Annotated in this window: 16 protein-coding genes; 7 read left to right on the forward strand and 9 right to left on the reverse strand. The window is 67.3% G+C overall.

Annotated features, from left to right (window positions below):
- Positions 1-182: 182 nt before the first annotated feature.
- Complete coding sequence (locus RW112_RS18175; RefSeq protein WP_317783094.1) at positions 183-1,589, reverse strand: amidase; 1,407 nt, start codon at positions 1,587-1,589, stop codon at positions 183-185.
- A complete protein-coding gene (locus RW112_RS18180) occupies positions 1,586-2,290 on the reverse strand; it encodes a GntR family transcriptional regulator (protein ID WP_317783095.1) in 705 nt (234 codons plus the stop codon). Before RW112_RS18180 ends, RW112_RS18175 begins: the two co-directional genes overlap by 4 nt.
- 203 nt (positions 2,291-2,493) lie before the next feature.
- On the opposite strand from RW112_RS18180, the gene RW112_RS18185 reads away from it, so the two are divergent.
- Entirely contained in the window at positions 2,494-3,462 is a 969-nt protein-coding gene (locus RW112_RS18185; protein WP_317783096.1) for a bile acid:sodium symporter family protein, read from the forward strand.
- 68 nt (positions 3,463-3,530) lie between these two features.
- Here RW112_RS18185 and RW112_RS18190 read toward each other — a convergent pair whose 3' ends face one another.
- From RW112_RS18190 to RW112_RS18205, 4 genes are all read right to left on the reverse strand, one after another.
- Positions 3,531-4,205 carry a DUF2071 domain-containing protein gene (locus RW112_RS18190; RefSeq protein ID WP_317783239.1) on the reverse strand — a complete coding sequence of 225 codons (675 nt, stop codon included), beginning with the start codon at positions 4,203-4,205 and terminating at the stop codon, positions 3,531-3,533.
- Positions 4,206-4,273: 68 nt separating this feature from the next.
- Positions 4,274-4,681, reverse strand: a complete 408-nt coding sequence (locus RW112_RS18195) for a DUF1622 domain-containing protein (protein ID WP_317783097.1) — start codon at positions 4,679-4,681, stop codon at positions 4,274-4,276.
- A gap of 43 nt (positions 4,682-4,724) precedes the next feature.
- Positions 4,725-5,642, reverse strand: coding sequence for an SDR family oxidoreductase (locus RW112_RS18200; protein ID WP_317783098.1), 918 nt, complete (start codon positions 5,640-5,642; stop codon positions 4,725-4,727).
- A gap of 58 nt (positions 5,643-5,700) precedes the next feature.
- The gene (locus tag RW112_RS18205) at positions 5,701-6,606 is read right to left on the reverse strand and encodes an MSMEG_6728 family protein (protein ID WP_317783099.1); all 906 of its coding nucleotides are present in this window, start codon (positions 6,604-6,606) and stop codon (positions 5,701-5,703) included.
- A gap of 221 nt (positions 6,607-6,827) precedes the next feature.
- Here RW112_RS18205 and RW112_RS18210 point away from each other — a divergent pair, with 221 nt between their 5' ends.
- Positions 6,828-7,421, forward strand: a complete 594-nt coding sequence (locus RW112_RS18210; RefSeq protein ID WP_317783100.1) for a hypothetical protein — start codon at positions 6,828-6,830, stop codon at positions 7,419-7,421.
- 111 nt (positions 7,422-7,532) lie between these two features.
- Here the strand turns inward: RW112_RS18210 and RW112_RS18215 are convergent, their stop codons facing one another.
- Entirely contained in the window at positions 7,533-8,216 is a 684-nt protein-coding gene (locus RW112_RS18215; protein ID WP_317783101.1) for a transglycosylase family protein, read from the reverse strand.
- 247 nt (positions 8,217-8,463) lie between these two features.
- A complete protein-coding gene (locus RW112_RS18220) occupies positions 8,464-11,097 on the reverse strand; it encodes an excinuclease ABC subunit UvrA (RefSeq protein WP_317783102.1) in 2,634 nt (877 codons plus the stop codon).
- A gap of 48 nt (positions 11,098-11,145) precedes the next feature.
- On the opposite strand from RW112_RS18220, the gene RW112_RS18225 reads away from it, so the two are divergent.
- The 5 genes from RW112_RS18225 (at position 11,146) to RW112_RS18245 (ending at position 17,602) form a co-directional block, all read left to right on the forward strand.
- Positions 11,146-12,297 (forward strand): adenosine deaminase, encoded by a 1,152-nt coding sequence (locus tag RW112_RS18225; protein ID WP_317783103.1) that lies wholly within the window; start codon positions 11,146-11,148, stop codon positions 12,295-12,297.
- A 145-nt stretch (positions 12,298-12,442) separates the two neighbouring features.
- Positions 12,443-14,740, forward strand: coding sequence for an FdhF/YdeP family oxidoreductase (locus RW112_RS18230; RefSeq protein ID WP_317783104.1), 2,298 nt, complete (start codon positions 12,443-12,445; stop codon positions 14,738-14,740).
- Positions 14,741-14,752: 12 nt separating this feature from the next.
- Positions 14,753-15,577, forward strand: coding sequence for an alpha/beta hydrolase (locus RW112_RS18235; protein ID WP_317783105.1), 825 nt, complete (start codon positions 14,753-14,755; stop codon positions 15,575-15,577).
- A gap of 228 nt (positions 15,578-15,805) precedes the next feature.
- Positions 15,806-16,708, forward strand: a complete 903-nt coding sequence (locus tag RW112_RS18240) for a glycosidase (RefSeq protein WP_317783106.1) — start codon at positions 15,806-15,808, stop codon at positions 16,706-16,708.
- Between the two features lie 99 nt (positions 16,709-16,807).
- Entirely contained in the window at positions 16,808-17,602 is a 795-nt protein-coding gene (locus RW112_RS18245; RefSeq protein WP_317783107.1) for an alpha/beta fold hydrolase, read from the forward strand.
- 280 nt (positions 17,603-17,882) lie between these two features.
- Here the strand turns inward: RW112_RS18245 and RW112_RS18250 are convergent, their stop codons facing one another.
- On the reverse strand, positions 17,883-19,757 hold the full coding sequence (locus RW112_RS18250; protein ID WP_317783108.1) for an alpha-glucosidase: 1,875 nt from the start codon (positions 19,755-19,757) through the stop codon (positions 17,883-17,885).
- Positions 19,758-19,787 lie beyond the last annotated feature (30 nt).

The raw sequence follows: 19,787 nt of genomic DNA on the forward strand, positions 1-19,787 counted from the left end.
AGTGACTGAGTGCCTGACAGCTAAGACGCTATGGGCTTCGTGTGTCCGGGAATCACCTGCTTCGTTTCGGGTATGTTAATTATGAATTCTGTAGACAATTTTACAGCTTGGGTGACTTCGGAAGCCGGTGCGGCAGCCTCCTGGGCCAGGCAGCAGGGGCCCCGAAACCGGCCCGAGGATGCTCAGATATCCAGGCTCTCCAGCATGGCGGCGAAGTCCAGGGCGGTCAGCTCAGCGCCCGGCCCGGCCACTATCTGCACGGACAGCGGCAGGCCCTCGGCGGACATTCCAACCGGCAGCGAGACGGCCGGGCATCCGGTCAGGGTGACGGCGCGGCAGTGCCCCATGATTTCCCAGCCTTCGGCAGTCCGGCCGTCGATGTCCAGGCGGCCGTCGGCGTCGCCCGCGGGGCCTCCCGCGACCGGGATCAGGGCGATGTCAACCGCCGCGATTTGGCCCAGGGCTGCCGCCCGCGCCGAAGTAGCGGCCTGCCAGGCAAGCTCCACGTCGGCGGCCGTGGCAGCGAACGACGCCTCGATGGTCTGGAGGTTGGCGGCTGTTACCCCGCCTTCCCGTCCCTTGATGGCCGCGGCGTGGTCCATCATGGGATCCACGTCCCGTAGCCGGTTGTAAGGGGACAGGCAGTCCGCGAACAGATCCGGTTGCTCCCCGACGGTGTGGCCGGCCGCCGCCAGTGCAGCGGCCAGGCGCTCCATCAGCGCCGTGACCTCCGCCCGGACGGGGCCCAGGGCGGCGCCGTCGCTCCAGGCAACCCGGTACGCGCGCTCGCGGACCCCGGGCGTGCTGCCGGCCCCGGACATGATGAGGAATGCCGTCCGCAGGTCGCGCACTGACCTGGCCATGGGGCCGACGGTCTGGAAAGAACCCTGCATCCCCGGGCTCGCGGCCGGTACCGTTCCGTCCGCGCCAAAGTTGCCGCCGACGCCGGGAACCTGGCCGTCCCCGGGCACCGAGCCGACGCCTGGACGAAGTGCGGTGATGCCGACGCACTGTGCCGGCCAGCGGACCGAGCCGCCAAAGTCGGTGCCGACGCCGAGCGCGGAAATGCCGGCGGCCAGGGACGCGGCCTCGCCGCCGCTGGAGCCGCCCGGCGTGTTTGCGGGAAACCGCGGGTTCCCCGTCCTGCCCAGCAGCGGGCTGTCACAGGTGACGCCGAAGGCGAACTCCGGGCAGTTGGTTTTGCCAATCAGGATCGCGTCCGCGTCCAGCAGGCGCTGGACGGCCGGCGCCGTCGTCGTCGCCACCAGGTCCGCAAACGCCTTGCTGGCGCCCGTTATCGGAAGGCCGGCGACGGCGATCACGTCCTTGACGCTGAACGGTACGCCCGCCAGCGGTCCAAGTTCCTCGCCGGCGGTGCGGCGGCGGTCGACGGCGGCAGCGGCCCGCGCGGCCCGGTCCCAGTCTTCGGTAATGAACGCGTTCATGGCCCGTCCGGCGGGGGACTGGGCGAGTGTTCGGGTGGCGGTGAGGACGTCGACGGCGGACAGGGAACCGGAGCGGACAGCTTCCGCGATGGCCGTGGCGTCCAGCGCGTTCCCGTTGAGCTCACCCAGAACTGAAGCGCTCATCCAGCGATGCCTTCGACGGAAGGGCCGGATTCCCCGTCTGCGGCCGGGGACGCAGCGTTGCCCCGGCGCTCGAGGTAGTCCCGTTCACCGTGTTCTTCGACTTCGCGGCGAATTCGCTCGGCGTCTCCGGACCGCAGGCACTCGAGCAGGGCGGCGTGGCGCTCGCAGCCTTTGCTGAGGTCGCCTTTGGTGCGGGCTTCCCCGATCACATTGGCTGCCATGCACAGCTGCATCTGGAGCATAAGTGAACGGTAGGCCTCGGTCAGCCGGCGGTGGCCCGCGGCTTCCACGACTGCCGTGTGGAAATCCACGTTTGCCTGCACCACCGCCGTCTGGTCGCCCCGCTTGGCGGCCGCGCGCATCGTGGTCATGATCGGGTCCAGGGCCGAGTAGGCCGCCGGATCTTTCCTGGCCAGCAGGAGGTCCAGGGCGAACATTTCCAGTGCCCGGCGGAGTGAGTAGATCTCGTTGATGTCCGACTCGGTCATTTCCACCACGCGGTAGCCCCGGCGGGGTGTCTGTTCCAGCAACCCCTCACTCTCCAGCATGCGCAGCGCCTCACGGAGCGGCGGCCGTGAAATGCCCAGCCGTTCGGCGAGTGGAGGTTCATTGAGTTTGTCGCCCGGAGCCAGTTCTCCGCTGACGATCAGCTTGCGAATCTCATGTGCTGCGAGTGAAACGAGGCTTTCCTGGACGATCATGAATCCAGACTACTGTCTACAGATTATCAATCGCTCCCGGACTGTCAGGAGTTTACACAGCGTTTACACCCGGAGACGTTCTGTAAAAATGTCTACAGTATTCTTAAGCGCATTGTCGATGCGGAGGGTACTGGTTCATGGGAGTCGCGGGAAGAGGAGCGGGCACGGTCAGCCGTCGGTTCGCCTGGTTGGATCCGTTCATAGTGCTTTTGCTCCTGACGCTGGGCGCCGCGGCGGTGTTTCCGCCCCGGGGTGACGTGGGGTCCGTCCTTGCGGCAGCGAGTGGTGTGGCGGTGGGCGTGCAGTTCTTCATCAGCGGCCTGCGCCTGTCCACGTCCGCCGTGGTTCAAGGGCTCAAGGCGTGGCAACTCCATCTGGTCATTGCGGCCACGTCTTTTGTTTTCTTTCCACTGCTGGGCCTCGGCGTGGCAGCGGCATCGTCCTGGTACCTGACCCATGAGCTGGTGGCCGGCCTGCTGTTCCTCACCATGCTCCCCACAGCCGTGCAGACGGCCATCGCTTTCACAGGCATCGGGCGCGGCAACACGGCCGCGGCCGTGTGTGCGGCCTCCATCTCCAACCTGCTGGGGATTGTGGTGACGCCGCTGCTTGTGGCGCTGGCTTTGGGTTCCTACAGCGGAATGAACCCCGCCTCGGCAGTGAAGATCGTGCTCCAGATCGTCGTTCCGTTCGTGCTGGGACAGCTGCTCAACCGGAGGCTGGGTGGCTGGGCTGCCACGCGGGCCGTGCCCTTGAAGATCGTGGACCGCGGAGCCATCCTCCTGGTGGTCTACGCCGCTTTCGGGGCTGCGGTGGCCAACGGGCTCTGGCAAAAACTGCCGCCGGCCCAGCTGGCCGTGACCGCCGGGATCTGCGCGGTCATGCTCGCGGCCGCGTTGACGGCGACGTCCCTGGCGGCCCGGAAGCTGGGCTTCCCGCGGGCGGACGCCACTGCCATCATGTTCTGCGGATCCGAGAAGAGCCTCGCCACCGGCCTGCCGTTGTCAGCCATCCTGTTTCACGGGCCGCTGGCCGGCGTGGTGATCCTTCCGGTGATCATGTATCACGCCATGCAACTGGTGGTGTGCGCCGCTATCGCCCGGAGGGTTGCCCGCAAGCATGCCCCGGAGCAGGGCACCGCGGCCGTCCGCCAGACCGCCGAGGTTTCCTGAACCTGCAGGAAAGCGCGAACGGACACTTGCGGCCCTGCCCCTCCCGCGGCAGGCACGGCAGCACCACCCTAGGCAAGCACCCGAGGCCGGCCGAACTGAGTCCGGACCCCGGGGGAAAACAGCACCGAATCGGGCCGGCCAGCCACCTGCAGGCCGGCGGCGCCGATCAGCCCGTCCTCAAGCACCGTCAGCTCGGCCCGGTAGAGCGGCCAGGCTGCGTGCGTGTTCGGGATGTAGAGCGTGCGGCCGCGGAAGCGGGAGTGCAGACCGAACCTGGCTGTGAGGTGGATGGACAGCGGATCCGCTGCGACGTCGTCGAACGCCGGAACAACAGCGAAGTCGCTCGTGGCCCCGTGCCGGAACCGGCGCACCGAATAGCCGGTGGACGGGCTGCCGGAGTGGGCCGGCCGGAAGCGGGCGTGCGACCACACATACGGGATGCCGGCGGCGCGGGCGGCCAGCACCACGGCCAGCCGGTCAGCGTCCAGGCTGAGGAACACCACGCCCCGGGTGCCATCCGGTTCCCGCGAATAGAGCCGGACGTTGATTTCGTTGAAGTCCCCGAAGAACGGCACCGCCGGCCCGCGGCCAAGGCCTGCTTTCTGCATGCGGAACCCGATCAGGCCTACCCATGCCGAGCCGTCGAAAACGTCCGGCACCACCCCGGCCGGCATGAACGCTGCCGCCTCCGCTTCGGTAATGCGCCAGTGCAGGAAGACGGCATCGGTCCACCGCTGGTCCATGATCACGGGGGAAGGCAGCTCCGGCGGATCGGGCCACGGGTCAGTGAATTCCACAGCGGACAAGGGAATCAGCCCTCAGTAGATGAACTGGAGGAGCCGGCGGTTGCTGCCGCGCCGGCCGGCTGTTTCTGCCAGGGCCAGCGTCCGGTGATTTCCAGCTCCAGCGAGAAGCTCAGGAACGTCCGGATGAGCACGATGATGGCCAGCACGCCCACGCTCTCGAAGGTGGGAGTCACGGCGACCGTCCGGATGATGTCCGCCGCCACCAGCAGTTCAAGCCCCAGCAGGATGGCTCGGCCCAGAAGTTGCCGGTAGGAGCGGTAGACGGAGAGCGGTTCGGAGCCTTCCGGCAGGCGTTTCGGCTGGAATCCGCGCAGTGCCATGGGAATGGAGACGACGGCGCCGATCACCATGACGGCCACGCCGGCGAAGTCCATGAACCTGCCGACCGTCTCGATAATGTGCTGAAAATCCATTGTTCCCCTTACAACGCTGCGGACACGGACAGGCCAGGCTGCGTCACGGGTGCCGGACGCCTTCGCCCGCCAGGATGGCGCGGTACCCCTCGCGGAAGGTGGGGTACGCAAACTCGAACCCGGTGCTGCGAAGCAGTGCATTGCTGCACCGCTTGTTGCCGCCGCGGGACGGCTCCCCGCCGGCGGTATCACCCGGAACGTCCGACGCCGGCCGCGGCAGTCCCAGCTCGTCGGCCAGGAAACGCTGGACCTCGCCGAGCTCTGCAGGATCGTTGTCCACGCCGACGTAGACGGGGGCGGGCTCGGCGGCCATGGTGCAGAGGTGCACGATCGCCGCAGCGGCGTCGTCCCGGTGGATGCGGTTCGTGTAGCGCGGTTCGGCCGGGGCCACGGCCACACCGGACCGCACCTGGTCGATCAGCCGGGTCCGCCCCGGCCCGTAAATGCCGCCCAGCCGAAGCGCCACGGGAGTGATCCCGGTGCCGAGCAGCCGCTTCTGCAGCAGGTCCTCCGCCTCGCGGATGATGCGGCCGGAAAATCCGCCGGGTTCCGTCGTCGTGCTTTCATCCACCCAGCCCCCGCCGGCGTCGCCGTAAACGGCGGTGGAGGAGACGAACAACACGCGCCGGACCAGCGAGGGCAGCGCCAGTGTGGGCAGCGCCCCGTCGTCGTGCATCCGGTCGCGCTCCAGCGCATCCAGGACGTTCGACAGTCCGTCCACGTACGCGGCCCGGTAGCCATCCTCGGTGGGGGTACCTGCCGCGATGGCGACCACGACGGCGGTGGTGCCTTCGGGGATGGCCGGCAGCGGCGGGGTGGTCAGGTCAGCCCTGGCTCCTTCGATGGCGGCCGGAAGCTTGTCCGGGGACCGCCGCCAGCCCACCACGCGGTGGCCGGCGGCAGCGAAACGCAGCCCGGCCTCGGTACCCAGATCGCCGCAGCCGGCCATAAGAACAGTCATACGGCCCAGTCTGCCAGAATGACGCCCGCTGCTTGGCAGGGGGCGCCGGAACCGCGGGCTACCGCGCAGGAATCGGGAAGAACACCCGGGGGTCCTGGAGTAGGGCGGGGTAGTCGAACGAGGAGCGTTCCACGACGTCGGTCACCTGGAAGTTCCGCGCGAAGCGGCCGTCCACGGTGATGGGCCGCCCCTGGACCCTGCCTATGGCGAACGTGGCGCCGCCGTCGAACGGGACCGCGAGTTCCGTGTTGCCCGGCAGGGTGCGGAAGGCCTCTTCCTGGCGCTGCCTCTTCCGGGTGGGCTTTTTCACGAGCTGCTTGGGCGGCCGCTTCTTGGGGTTCTTGGCCGGGCGGCGGGAGGTGTCGTCCGCGTAGACGAACTCGTAGTCCTCGGACTGGGCGGCGGCCTTCGCAGCGCGGCCGACTTCCGGAAGGCTGACGATGTCCAGTTTTTCCGGGCGGGTGTCGGCCACCGGGGCGCGCAGGATCCAGAGCCGGTCACCCACCGGGTCTTCGGGGAGGAACTCGTGGCGGGGCTCAGGCCAGACGTACTCCAGGTCCGCCGGCGTTCCGGGGAAGAGTTCGCTGTAGAAACGGGGCTCCTTCTGCATCAGCCGGGAGCGGTGGCTGAGGTGCACGTCGGGCTCGCCCAGCCACGGCGGCATGGGGATCTTGGCCGCGTACGCAGCGTGGCCCGCCTGCGGCGCGAATTCCAGGATCTTGGCGCGTGTGGTGTCCTCGCCGCCGCGGGCGACCCACTCGTCAACCATGGCCAGGCCGTACATGGTGAGGGCGGGAACGTAGCCCATCCACATGCGGATGGCGGGGTGCGACTGCCAGCCGTACTCCGGAATCACCAGCGCACGCAGGGTCTGCAGCGCCTCGACACGCTGCTTGCCGAGCCGCGCGCGGTCCAGGACCGCGGCGCTCTGCTGGAAATCTGGGTAGGGGAGGAAAGTCTGCATCCTTCAAGTGTGGAGGCGGCAGGGTCCCAGACCAAATGCCGAGGGCGGCGGTGCCCGTGCGCAGTACGGGCACCGCGCCGGAGTAAGCTGTTAGCAGTTTGGCAGCCGGGCGGCGTAGTCTACTGGACCGTATGGTGAGACGGCGGAGACAACACGGTCACAATTTGACTAAGATGACCGCAACCAAAAACCCGCCTCAGCCACCCTCCGGAAGATACGACATGACACTTACCCAAGCAGTTCCGTTCACGCCGAAGTTCGGACAGATGCTGAGCCCGGAAGCCAACGGCATCCTGGTGCTTGACGAATTCACCCTTGACCCGGAAGCGGCCCGCAAGGAGCAGCACGGGTTCCGCGCCGCGATTGGCTCTGTGGCCCTCAAACTGCGGCGCATCGTTGCCCTCCGCTTGTTCATCGCCGTGGTGGCCATCGCCAACCTGCCGCTCTTCCTGTTGTCTACCGGATGGTGGATTTACGCCGTTTCCCTCACTGTTGTGGTCGGCGTTCACGCAGGGGTTTCGTGGCTGAACAAGCACGAACCGAAGGTCCGCCAGCGCCACTCGCTGGAGCTGCACCTGCACCGTGAACGCAGCGCCAACTACCGCAAGGTGCGCGACGCCGTGAAGTTTGTGATCGATTCGCCGGCCCGCATGAACGAGCACCTGTACCTCGAGCTCCTGGCCGCCAAGCGGGTTGCCCTGCACCTGCACATCGGCACCGTGGCCGTGCTGGACACGAGCGACGATTCCGCCTGGAAAGTCCGGATCGTCCGCGAACTGCCGCAGGGGTCCTTCGCGCACGCCAGCCTGAACTAAGTAGCCAAGCAGCTGACTTAGGGAACAACTGACTTAAGGAACAACGACGCCGGAGCTCCCCGGGAAGGGGACGCTCCGGCGTCGTTGTTTAAGGCTTTTGTCGCCTAAGCCTTAGGCAGGCAGCTGCAGGACCTGACCTTCAAACACCAGATCGGGATCCACGATGGTGTCTGTGTTGGCGTCGGCAAGGGTCTGCCAGCCGCCGGTAACGCCCAGCTTCTCGGCGATGATGCTCAGGGTGTCGCCAGCCGCAACCGTGTAGGTTTCGCCGCTCAGCGGAACCTGGGCAGCGTGGCGGGGTTCGGCCTGGACCGGGGCGACCGCCTGCACGGGAGCCTGCGCGGCCTGCACCGGCACCTCGGCGGGCGCCGGGGTGACCGGGACGCTCGGGGCGGGCGCTCCGCCGCCGCCGCTCAGGCCCAGCTCGGCGGCGCAGGCGGGCCAGGCGCCCCAGCCCTGGCTGGCCTGGACGTTTTCTGCCACGGCGATCTGCTGTTCGCGGGTTGCGTCGGCGGCCGATCCGGTGCCGCCGTAGGCTGCCCACGTGCTGTCCGTGAACTGCAGCCCGCCGCTGAACCCGTTGCCCGTGTTGGTGCTCCAGTTGCCGCCGCTCTCGCACTGGGCGAGGGCGTCCCAGGTGCTGGTGCTTGTGGCGGTGGGCACGGCCGCGTTGGCCGCAGTGGCGGAGAGTGCGAGGCCGGCCGCTGATACGGCGGCCAGGGTGACTCCGCGGCGTGCCGCGGTTCCCAGCGTGGATTTGCTCGTGCGGGTGTTCATGCGAGTGGAAGTGTTCATGAAAGTGGATGCTCCTGAGGGCCACCTGCGCTCGGTCCGTCCCCGGACGTTGTCGCGCCACTGCCCGCCCCTGACGAACTAGAGGTCATGTACGGTGTCTGCCGGCCGGGCAGTAACTGGTGGTGGCAGCACCGGGCATTCGTTGTCCCCGCTTGGCGGGACTGCATTCCACGCTAAAACAGTGCCGGCAGGTTATCAAATCGAAATAGATACCCCCAGCGCCCGGGAGCCGGCCTGGGGGACCGCGTCACCGGCCCAGCGCCGTCGCCAGGTACGGCGCCGTCCGGCTTTTCCTGGAACGCGCGACGGCTGCCGGCGTCCCCGACGCCACTATCTCACCGCCGGCGTCGCCACCGGCCGGGCCGAGGTCGATCACCCAGTCCGCCGCGGCCACCACATCCATCTCGTGTTCCACGACGATGACCGTGTTGCCGGCGTCCACCAGCCCGTGCAGCTGGGCCATGAGCAGCTGGACGTCCGCGGGGTGCAGGCCGGTGGTGGGCTCGTCCAGCAGGTACAGGGTGTGGCCGCGGCTGGCACGCTGAAGTTCCGTGGCCAGTTTGATGCGCTGCGCCTCGCCGCCCGAGAGCTCGGTGGCGGGCTGGCCCAGGCGGAGGTAGCCCAGGCCGACGTCGCGAAGGGTCTGCAGGCTGCGGGCGGCGGCGGGAACACCGGCAAGGAAGTCCCCGGCCGCGTCCACGGTCATGGCCAGCACCTGGGCCACGTTCCTGCCGTTGTATGTGACCTCAAGTGTTTCCGGGTTGTAGCGCGAACCCTGGCATTCCGGGCAGGGACCGTAGCTGCCCGGCAGGAACAGGAGCTCCACGGCAACAAAGCCTTCGCCGAGGCACGTCTCGCAACGGCCGCCAGCCACGTTGAAGGAGAACCGTCCTGCGCCAAAACCACGGGCGCGGGCCTCCTCCGTGGCGGCGAACTCTTTGCGTACTGCGTCGAAGAGCCCGGTGTAGGTGGCCAGGTTGGACCGCGGCGTACGGCCGATCGGCTTCTGGTCCACCCGCACCAGCCGGTCGATCTGTTCCAGCCCGGAGACAGGACCCACTGTTTCAGCAATGTTCAGCGGTTCCCCGGCCCCGGCCCCGGCGTCCGCCGTGGCGTCGGGTGCCCTGTCCTCCGCGGGGTGCAGCCGGGCTCCCACCACCTCGGCGAGGACCTGGCTGACCAGCGTCGACTTGCCGGAGCCGGACACGCCCGTAACCGCGGTCAGCACGCCGAGCGGGAAGTCGGCATCCAGTTCGCGGAGGTTGTGGCGGGTGATGTCGCGCAGCCCCAGCCACCCGGCAGCCTCCCGGCCGGCGCCGGCTGCGGAGGTCCCGCCGGCTGCGGGGGTACCGCCGGCGGCGGGAATCCCGGGGTCGGTCGTCCCGCCGTCGTTCTTCCTGCCAAAGCCGCCCGAAGCGCCTTTGCTGTCCGGGAACAGGAACGGCCGCGTGACGGATGACGCCACGTCGGCGAGCCCGGCAACCGGGCCGCTGTAGAGGATCTGGCCGCCGCCTTCGCCGGCGCGCGGGCCGACGTCAACGATCCAGTCCGCGCGGCGGACCACGTCCATGTTGTGCTCCACCACGAACACCGAATTCCCGGAGGACTTGAGCGCCTCGAGCACTGCCTGCAGCGGTTCGGCGTCGGCAGGGTGGAGGCCGGCGGACGGCTCGTCCAGCACGTACACCACGCCGAACAGGCCGGAGCGGAGCTGGGTGGCGATCCGCAGGCGCTGCATTTCGCCCGGGGAGAGCGTGGGCGTGGCCCGGCCCAGGGCCAGGTAGCCGAGCCCGAGTTCCAGCAGGACGGTGATCCGCAGCAGGAGGTCGCGGGTGATGGCGACCGCCACTTCGTTGGTCTCGCCCGATACGGCGGCGCGGCTGGCCGTTCCGGCGTCCTTCAGTTCGGTGGTGGGCCGGATGATCCCGGCCAGTTCGGTCATGGGCACGGCGTTGAGCTCGGCAATGGTCCTGCCGGCAAACGTCACCGCCAGGGCCTCGGGCGTCAGGCCGCTTCCGCCGCAGCGGTCGCAAGGGCCCGTCTCCATGAACCGGAGGACGCGCTGGCGCATGGTGTCGCTCTTGGAATCGGCCAGGGTGTGGAGCACGTAGCTCTTGGCGCTCCAGAAACGGCCTTTGTACGGTTTGGCCACCCGGTCCCGCTTCGGTGTCACCTCCACCACGGGCTGTTCCTCGGTGAAGAGGATCCAGTCGCGGTGCTTCTTGGGGAGCTTCCGCCACGGTGTGTTCACGTCGTAGCCCAGGTGGCTCAGGATGTCGCGGAGGTTCTTGCCCTGCCACGCGCCCGGCCAGGCAGCGATGGCGCCGTCCGCAATGCTCAGGGACGTATCCGGGACCAGGGACGATTCGCTGACCGTGTGGGCAATGCCCAGACCGTGGCAGACGGGGCAGGCGCCGGACGCGGTGTTGGGCGAGAAGGCTTCTGAATCCAGCTGCGCCTTGCCGTCCGGATAGGTCCCGGCGCGGGAGAACAGCATGCGCAGAGAGTTGGACAGTGTGGTCACCGTGCCCACCGTGGAGCGGCTGCTCGGGGTCCCCCGCCGTTGTTGAAGCGCGACGGCGGGAGGCAGCCCGGTGATCATCTCCACCTTGGGATTGTGGCCCTGCTGGATGAGCCGGCGGGCGTACGGCGCCACAGACTCGAAGTAGCGGCGCTGGGCCTCGGCGTAGATGGTGCCGAAGGCGAGGGATGACTTGCCGGAACCGGACACGCCGGTAAACGCGACGATGGCATCCCGTGGAACGTCTACGTCCACGGTGCGCAGGTTGTTTTCCCGGGCACCGCGCACCCGGACAAATCCATCGGTGTGGTGGTCCGGGGTCAGAAAGGGCACATCGGAAGCCTGCTTGTTGTGTTGCATTGATTCGACTCTATCGGTGCCGGGGCACTGCGGGCATATCCTTACCGGATGGAAACTTACGACGACGCGCCCGGACCCGGCGGTGCGTCAGCACTCAGCGATGCCCCTGTTCCCGACGCCAAGCAGGCAGTGTCCGAAGCAGCGGTGTCCGAACAAGCAGCGGCCGAACAGGCTCTGTCCGAAGAGGCAGTGTCCGACGAAGCAGCGGCCGAGCCGCCCGTCAAGCTGTTGCCGGTGGCGGAGCTGCACCTCCACATCGAGGGGACCCTGGAGCCGGAGCTGATTTTCGCCCTTGCTGAGCGGAACGGCATCGCGCTGCCGTACGCGGACCTGGACGAGCTGCGTGCCCGCTACGAGTTCACGGACCTGCAGTCCTTCCTGGACCTGTACTACGCCAACATGGCGGTGCTGCGGACGGAGCAGGACTTCGCGGACATGACCCGTGCTTATCTGCAGCGTGCGGCGGCAGCGGGAGTGCGGCACGCCGAAATCATGATGGACCCGCAGGCCCACGTGTCCCGTGGCGTGCCGCTGGAAACGTGCGTGAACGGGGTTGCCTCCGTCCTGGCCAACTCCCTGGAGGAGTTCGGCGTGTCCACCCTGCTCATTGCCGCGTTCCTGCGGGACCTGTCCGAGGAATCGGCGCTCGACGTCCTGGATCAGCTGCTGGCCATGAACGCGCCCATCGCCGGCATCGGCCTGGACTCGGCAGAGGTGGGCAACCCGCCGGCCAAGTTCGAGCGGCTGTTTGCCCGGGCGAAGGAAGCCGGACTGCACCGGATAGCGCACGCCGGCGAGGAGGGCCCGCCGTCGTACATTATCGACGCGCTGGAACTGCTGGATGTGGAGCGGATCGACCACGGCATCCGGTGCATGGAGGACCCCGACCTGGTGGAGCACCTTGTGGCGGAGCGCGTGCCGCTCACCGTCTGCCCGTTGTCCAACGTGCGGCTCCGTGCGGTGGACACCCTTGCTGAGCACCCGCTGCCGGCCATGCTCGCGGCGGGGCTGAATGTGAGCGTCAACTCGGACGATCCCGCGTATTTCGGCGGGTATGTGGACGACAACTTCGTGCAGCTCCAGGCCGTCCTGGGCCTCTCCGAGTTCGACCGGGTCCGGCTGGCCTCCAACTCCATCCGGTCCTCCTTCGCGGACGACGAGCGCAAAGCCGAGCTGCTCGCGGAGCTCGGCTACTCCTGACGGGGGGAAGGCCGGCCGAATGCTTGCGGGGCCCTGTCATACCTGCTAATCCTGAGGAAAGATCGTGTCCATGGGGACGCTTCTCCAGGTGACATCAGTTCAAAGCAGCACTGATCAGCAGGTTCCGAGTCAGGGAGGGCGCAGCATGCCGCGCAAGAATCCGCACGTGGAAGAAGCCGACGAGAACAACCTGGAAGTCGGGAAACCGAAGGATTGGGCTGCCGGTATCCCCGGCGTCTATCACTCCATGCAGCCGGCTCTGAAGCACATGGGCGTGGGGCGGGCCGGCAAGACCCTGCTGGGTCTGAACCAGAAGGACGGGTTCGACTGCATGAGCTGCGCCTGGCCGGACCCCGGGCACCGGAAGACCTTCGAGTTTTGTGAACAGGGCGCCAAGGCGGTCACGTGGGAGGCGACTCCGGTGGTGGTGCCCTCCGAGTTTTGGGCCTCGAACCCCGTCAGCGAACTGCGGGAGCGGTCCGAATACTGGCTCGGGATGCAGGGCCGCCTTACGGAGCCGGTGTACAAACCGGCGGGGGAGGACCACTACCGGCCGGTCAGCTGGGACGAGGCTTTTTCCATCATCGGCGGCAAGCTCAACGGGCTCGGCAGCCCGGATGAGGCCGCGTTCTACACCAGCGGCCGGACCTCGAACGAGGCGGCGTTCCTGTACCAGCTGTTCGTGCGGGCCTTCGGGACCAACAACCTCCCGGACTGCTCCAACATGTGCCATGAGTCCTCCGGCTGGGCCATGGGCCAGACCATCGGCGTGGGCAAGGCGACCGTCTCCTATGATGATTTCGCCAAGGCGGACCTGATCATCATCATGGGCCAGAATCCCGGCAGCAACCATCCCCGCATGCTCACCGCGCTTGAGGACGCCAAGGAGGCCGGCTGCGAGATCGTGGCCATCAACCCGCTGCCCGAAGCCGGGCTCATGCGGTACAAGAACCCGCAGAAGATCAACGGAATCGTGGGACGCGGCACGGAGCTGGCGGACCAGTACCTGCAGATCCGGCTGGGCGGTGACATGGCGCTGATGCAGGCCCTGTCCAAGCGGGTGCTGGACGCAGAGTCCAAGCGCCCCGGCAAAGTGCTGGACCACGAGTTCCTCCGGGAGCACTGCCAGGGCCTGGACGAGCTCAAGGCGCACCTTGCGTCCCTGCAGGAAGCCACAGTGCTGCGCGCCACCGGCCTGAGCAGCATGGAGATCGACGAACTCGCCGAACGGTACCTGCGGGCGGGCAAAGTGATCATCACCTGGGCCATGGGCATCACGCAGCACAAGAAGGCCGTGCCCACCATCAAGGAGATCATCAACCTGCTGCTGCTGCGCGGAAACATCGGCAAGCCCGGCGCCGGAGCCTCGCCGATCCGGGGCCACAGCAACGTCCAGGGCGACCGCACCATGGGCATCTGGGAGCAGATGCCGCCGGCCTTCCTGGATGCCCTCGCCAAGGAATTCAGCTTCGAACCGCCCCGGGAACCCGGTGCTGACGCCGTGGAAGCCATCCGCAGAATGCGCGACGGCGGCATTAAGGTTTTCGTCGCGATGGGAGGCAACTTCGTGGCGGCCATCTCGGACACGCACGCAGCCGAGGCGGCCGTGGCGGCCACCGAAATGACCGTGCAGATTTCCACCAAGCTGAACCGTTCGCATGCGGTCACGGGCCAGGAGGCCCTGATCCTGCCCACGCTGGGGCGGACGGAAATCGACCTGCAGGAAACCGGGCCGCAGTTCGTGTCCGTGGAGGACACCGTGTCCGCCGTGCACGCCTCCGAGGGAAAGGTGAAGCCGGTGGCGCCCGGGCTGCTGTCCGAAGTGGCGATCGTCAGCCGGCTTGCCCGGGCAACCGTGGACAGCCGGATCAACGCCGACTGGGCCGGTTACGAACGGAACTACGACCTCATCCGGGACCACATCTCGCACGTAGTAGCCGGCTGCGAGGACTACAACCGGAGGATCCGGGAATGGGGCGGGTTCGTGCTGCCCAACGGTCCGCGCGATTCCCGCACCTTCCACACCCCGACGGGCAAGGCCATGCTGACCGTCAACGAGCTGGAGCACGTGGAGCGGCCCGCCGGCACGCTGATCCTGCAGACCATGCGGTCCCACGACCAGTTCAACACCACCATCTACGGGCACAACGACCGGTACCGCGGAGTCAAGAAGGGCAGGGACGTTGTATTTGTCAGCCCCGAAGACATCACCGAACTGGGCCTCGCGGACGGGCAACTCGTGGACATCCACGGCGTCTACGGGGACGGCACCGAGCGGGTGATCCGGAAGTTCCGGGTGGTGTCCTACCCAACAGCGCGGGGGTGCGCCGCGGCCTACTACCCGGAAGCGAACGTCCTAGTGCCCCTGGAGAGCGTTGCGGAGGGCAGCCACACGCCTGTCTCCAAGGCCGTCATCGTGCGCCTGCAGCCGAGCCTGGCCTGAACGGAGGCAGTCATGGCCATCATCACCGTGGGCGACGTCGACCTGTTCTATGAGGAGGCAGGCCGCGGCCCGGGCCTCGTGCTCGTGCACGGGTCCTGGGTGGACCACCACGAATGGGATCAAATGGTGCCACTGCTGGCCGGGCATTTCCGGGTCGTCAGCTACGAGCGGAGGGGACACAGCAGCAGCTCCGCGCCGGACCGGCAGGGATCAATCCGCGAGGATGTCGAGGACCTCTTCGGGCTCATCCGCCTGCTGGGCCTCGACCCGGCCGTGGTCGTCGGCAATTCGTTCGGCGGACTGGTGGCGCTACGCCTGGCCGCGGCCCATCCGGAGGTGGTAGCAGCCATCGTTGTGCACGAACCGCCTGGACTGGGACTGTTGGCTGATGACCCCGTCCATGCGGAGGTCCTCCAAGGCTTCACCGCCCGTGTGGGCGAAGTTGCGGCAACGCTGAAGGCGGGGAAGTACGCGGAAGGTGCCGAACTTTTCGTTGATTCGATCGCGCTGGGTCCCGGAAGCTGGGAACGCCTTCCAGTGACGCAGCAGGAGACGTTTATCCGGAATGCTCCCACCTTCCTGGACGAACTCGGTGACCCGGACAGCCTCACCCTCGATCTCGGCCAGTTACAGAACTACACCGGCCCCGTCCTCCTGACACAAGGTGACCAGAGTCCGCCGATGTTTGCCGCCGTCCTGGACCGCATCCATGGTGCCCTGCCGCACGCCCAGCGCCTCACCTGCTCCGGTGCCGGCCATATCCCGCACCTGACGCACCCGCAGGACTATGCAGAATCCGTGATCAAATACGCCGTCCAGGACGACGGCGCCTCCTGACAGAAGCCGAATGCCCCATCGAGCGCCCCCCGTGTGACATCGAGCACAGGCGCGTTGTCAACGGGCCCAAAGTCCCGAAGTTTCCGGCTCCAAGCTGAGACCCTTGGATCACTTGCGTCGCATTCCGCGTCATAGTGGGTCACGACACACATTGTTAACCCGCATAGTCGCCTCTGGTTACAGTTCACTGGCAAAATGCTGAGTGATCACATGCTCGAAAGGACAAACATGCCCACGGCTATTGCAGACACCACCACGGTTCGACTCAAGTCAGTGCTCGACATTCTCGCAGAAAGCGTCCTGTCAGGTGAGACCCTCGGCGCAGGCGCCGTCCTGGCCCAGGCCACGGTTCGCGTCCCGCTGAACGAGAAGGAAAGTGAACTGCTCAGCGGAGGCATTCCCCGGGGACACAAGGCGCTGACCACCGCCACCAGCAAGCTCGTTAAGGCCGGCTGGCTCGTCAAGGGACGCAGCGGCTGGACCATTACCGAAGACGGGCTCCGTGCCACTGTGGCATTCCCGGATGCCGAATCATTTGCCACCGCACTCGCCGAGGGCACTCCGGTTCCGTCCGATGTGCCGGTACCCACGGAGCTCCCGGCCCGCGCGGCAGCTCCGAAGGCCGCAGCCGCTAAGGCTCCCAAGGCGGCACCGAAGAAAAAGGCGCCGTCCAAGGCTGCCAAGGTGGTTGAAAAGGCTGCCGAGCTCATCGAAGACGCAGTGGCACCGGTGGCGAAGGCCGTGCGCACGCGCAAGGCTGCCGCCAAGCCAGCCAAGGCCGGCGAGGAGTCTGCAGAAGCCCAGGCCCTGGCGCAGGGTGCCGAATCGATCGACCAGCCGGAAGCAGTTGCGATTGCCGGCGACTTCAACGTCCTGCTCGGCGCACCGGCGAACTGGGCACCGCAGTACGACGAATCGCAGATGAAGCTGGATGCAGTGGACCAGCTGTGGAAGCTCACCGCCGACCTTCCCGCCGGGCACTACAGCTTCAAGATCGCGCTCAACCGCTCGTGGGACGAGAACTACGGTGCGTTCGGCGCGTTCGATGGTGCAAACCACGAACTTCACCACCCGGGCGGCCGCATCACGTTCAACTACGACCACCGGACGCGGGACATCACCCTCGTCTAGCGGTCATACCCCTGCGCAGGCCCCCGCTCCTGTAGGCAGCTGACCCTGATCGGCCTAGAATCAGAGCCATCAGGGTCAGCTCCAAAGGAGCAGTGCGGCATGCACTCCGTTGAGGTTTCAGGACTGCGGATCGGCTATCAGCGTGAGGGCCAAGGCCCTCCGCTGGTGCTCCTTCATGGTGCCTACGAGGACAGCCGCATCTGGCGACAGCAGCTTGAAGGGCTGTCCAAAGAGTTCACGGTCATTGCCTGGGATGCCCCGGGCTGCGGCCGTTCCGACGATCCCCCTCCCGACTTCTCCGGCCGGGAGCTTGGCGACGCGCTCGCGGGCTTCCTCCACGAGGTAGCGCCGCGAAAACCGCACGTCCTGGGGCTCTCCTGGGGCTCTGGCGTCGCCTTGGAGCTTTACCGGAGCCACCCGAACATGGTCGCGTCCCTGTTGCTGGTCTCGGCCTACGCAGGCTGGGCCGGCTCGCTGCCTCCGGAGGAAGTGGAGCGGCGCTACGCTCAGATCCAGGCCGAACTCGACCAGGCGCCGGAGCAGTTCATCCCCGCCTGGCTGCCCACGCTGTTCACCGCGCGGGCCGATCCAGCGATCGTCGAGGAAGCCAGCGCCATCATGGCCGACTTCCACCCCGCCGGAATGCGGGCCTTGCTGAATGCCAGCGGGCATGCCGACTACCGCGACGTGCTTCCCACCATCAGCGTGCCCACACTGCTGCTCTACGGCGAAGAGGACGTGCGGTCACCCCTGGCGGTGGCGGAAGAAATGCACCGCCAGATTCCCGGCTCGAAGCTCGTGGTGATTCCCGACGTCGGCCATCTGGCCGCCGCCGAAACGCCCGAGGCGTTCAATACCGAAGTCCGCCGGTTCCTGCACAGCATCGGCGATTGAAGCCCCCGGAAGCCTGCAATCCTAAAACCGCGTGGGGTCCGGATTCGGGGCAGGCGGCATGGGGCCGGGGTCCGGAATCGGCAGCGGCCCGGGCGCCGGTGACGGTTCCGGACCGGGGTGCGGAGGGCGTGGCTCTGTAGGGTCCGGCCTGTTGGGCGGAAACGGATTGTCCGGGTCCGGCGGTCCGGTGGGTCCGGGTTCCGGCGGGAACGGATCCGGCTCGGGCAGCGGTGGAATAGTCATGATGCTCTCCTTGCTTCGCTGGTGTTTTGGATAAAGCTCAGCTGTTGTGTTGCCGGCGGAAGACCTTCAGCTCCCAGGGGCGCAGCGATATGGCAGCGTGTGACCCGGGTCCGTCGCCCGGATAGTTTCCCAGGATCACCTCGGCCGGGTAGTGGCCCAGTTCCGGCTCATCCGCGCCGGCTTCGGTATCGCCCCAGCCGCCGCCGTCGAGCTCCACGGTCCGGTCTTCGCCGGAGAAGTTGCCCAGAACCAGCAGCTGGACGCCCGGCGTCGCGTCGGGTCCCGGCAGCGACCGCCGGAAGGCGTAGACGTGCTCGTCGTCGGGCAGCAGCATGGTGAAGTCGCCTTCCGCTACCACGGGCTCGGCGTGCCGCAGGGCGATGACCTGGCGGTAGAAGCTGAACACTGAGTCCGGATTGTCCTCCTGCTCCGCGGCGTTGATGTGGCTGGTGTTCGGGTTGACGGCAATCCACGGGGCGCCGGTGGTGAAGCCCCCGTGCCGGGTGGCGTCCCACTGCACCGGGGTGCGGGCGTTGTCGCGGTTCAGGGGCGCCAGGGCGGCCAGAACGTCGGCGTCGGTGTGGCCCAGGTGGGTGGTGGCTTCGCGGTGGTGGTTGAGTACCTCGATGTCGCGGTAGTCGCTGATGGCCCCGAAACTCATGTTCGTCATGCCAAGTTCCTCGCCCTGGTACACGTACGGGGTGCCGCGGTGCAGGTGCAGGATGCCGGCCAGCATCTTGGCGGAGAGTTCGCGGTGCTGCCCGTCATCGCCAAAGCGGGACACGGCACGGGCCTGGTCGTGGTTGCCCCAGTAGAGGCTGTTCCAGCCGCGCTCAGCCAGTGCTTCCTGCCAGCGGCCAAGGGACTGCTTCAGGTCGGTGAGCCGGAGCTTCCTGGGCCGCCATTTGTTGCCGTCCTCCTGGTCCAGGGCAACGTGCTCGAACTGGAACACCATGTCCACCTCGCGCCGGGCGGGGTCCGTGAACAGGACTGCGTCCTCCACCGTGACGCCAGGCATCTCGCCTACGGTCAGCAGCGGCTTGTCCCGGCCGGCGAAGACCTCCAGGTGCATTTCGTGGAGGAACTCGTGGATCCGCGGTCCGGACATGAAGTGCGGGCTGCCGTCGCCGAACAGCATGCCGTCCGCCCGCGGCCCGTCCTGAAGTGCGGTGTCCTTGGAAATGAAGTTGATGACGTCCATCCGGAAGCCGTCCACACCGCGGTCCAGCCACCAGTTCATCATGTCGTAGACGGCGGCGCGGACCTCCGGGTTTTCCCAGTTCAGGTCCGGCTGCTTCCGGGAGAACAGGTGGAGGTAGTACTCCCCGGTGGCCTGGTCGAACTCCCAGGCCGGGCCGGAGAATGCTGAGCCCCAGTTGTTGGGTTCCGCGCCGGGGGCAGCCACCGCGCCCGTGGAGGCACCGGTGCCCGCTCCCGGGCTCTCGCGGGGCGGCCGCCACCAGTACCAGTCGCGCTTGGGGTTGTCCTTGGACGAACGCGATTCCACGAACCACGGGTGCTCGTCCGAAGTGTGGTTGACCACCAGGTCCATCACGAGTTTCATGCCGCGCGAGTGCAGCCCGTCGGTCAATGCCTGCAGGTCGGCCAGGGTGCCGAAAATGGGGTCCACATCGCGGTAGTTGCTGATGTCGTAGCCGTTGTCGTCCTGCGGGGAGGTGTAGATGGGGGAGAGCCAGACGACATCGACGCCCAGCTTGTGCAGGTAGTCCAGCTTGCTGATGATGCCGGGAAGGTCGCCGATGCCGTCGCCGTCGGAGTCCGCGAAACTGCGGGGGTAGATCTGGTAAACCACCGCTTTGTGGAACCACCCTGGGTCCGTGGTCACCTCGTCGTCGTTGTCCTCCGCAGCGCTGACAGGGGGTTCCGTTGCGGGGTCCGCGTGGGTGGTCATGGCCTGGTCTCCTCAGTTGCTTGCGGCTGG

This window comes from Arthrobacter sp. B10-11, assembly GCF_033142195.1.
GTDB classification, from domain to species: Bacteria; Actinomycetota; Actinomycetes; order Actinomycetales; family Micrococcaceae; genus Arthrobacter; species Arthrobacter oryzae_C.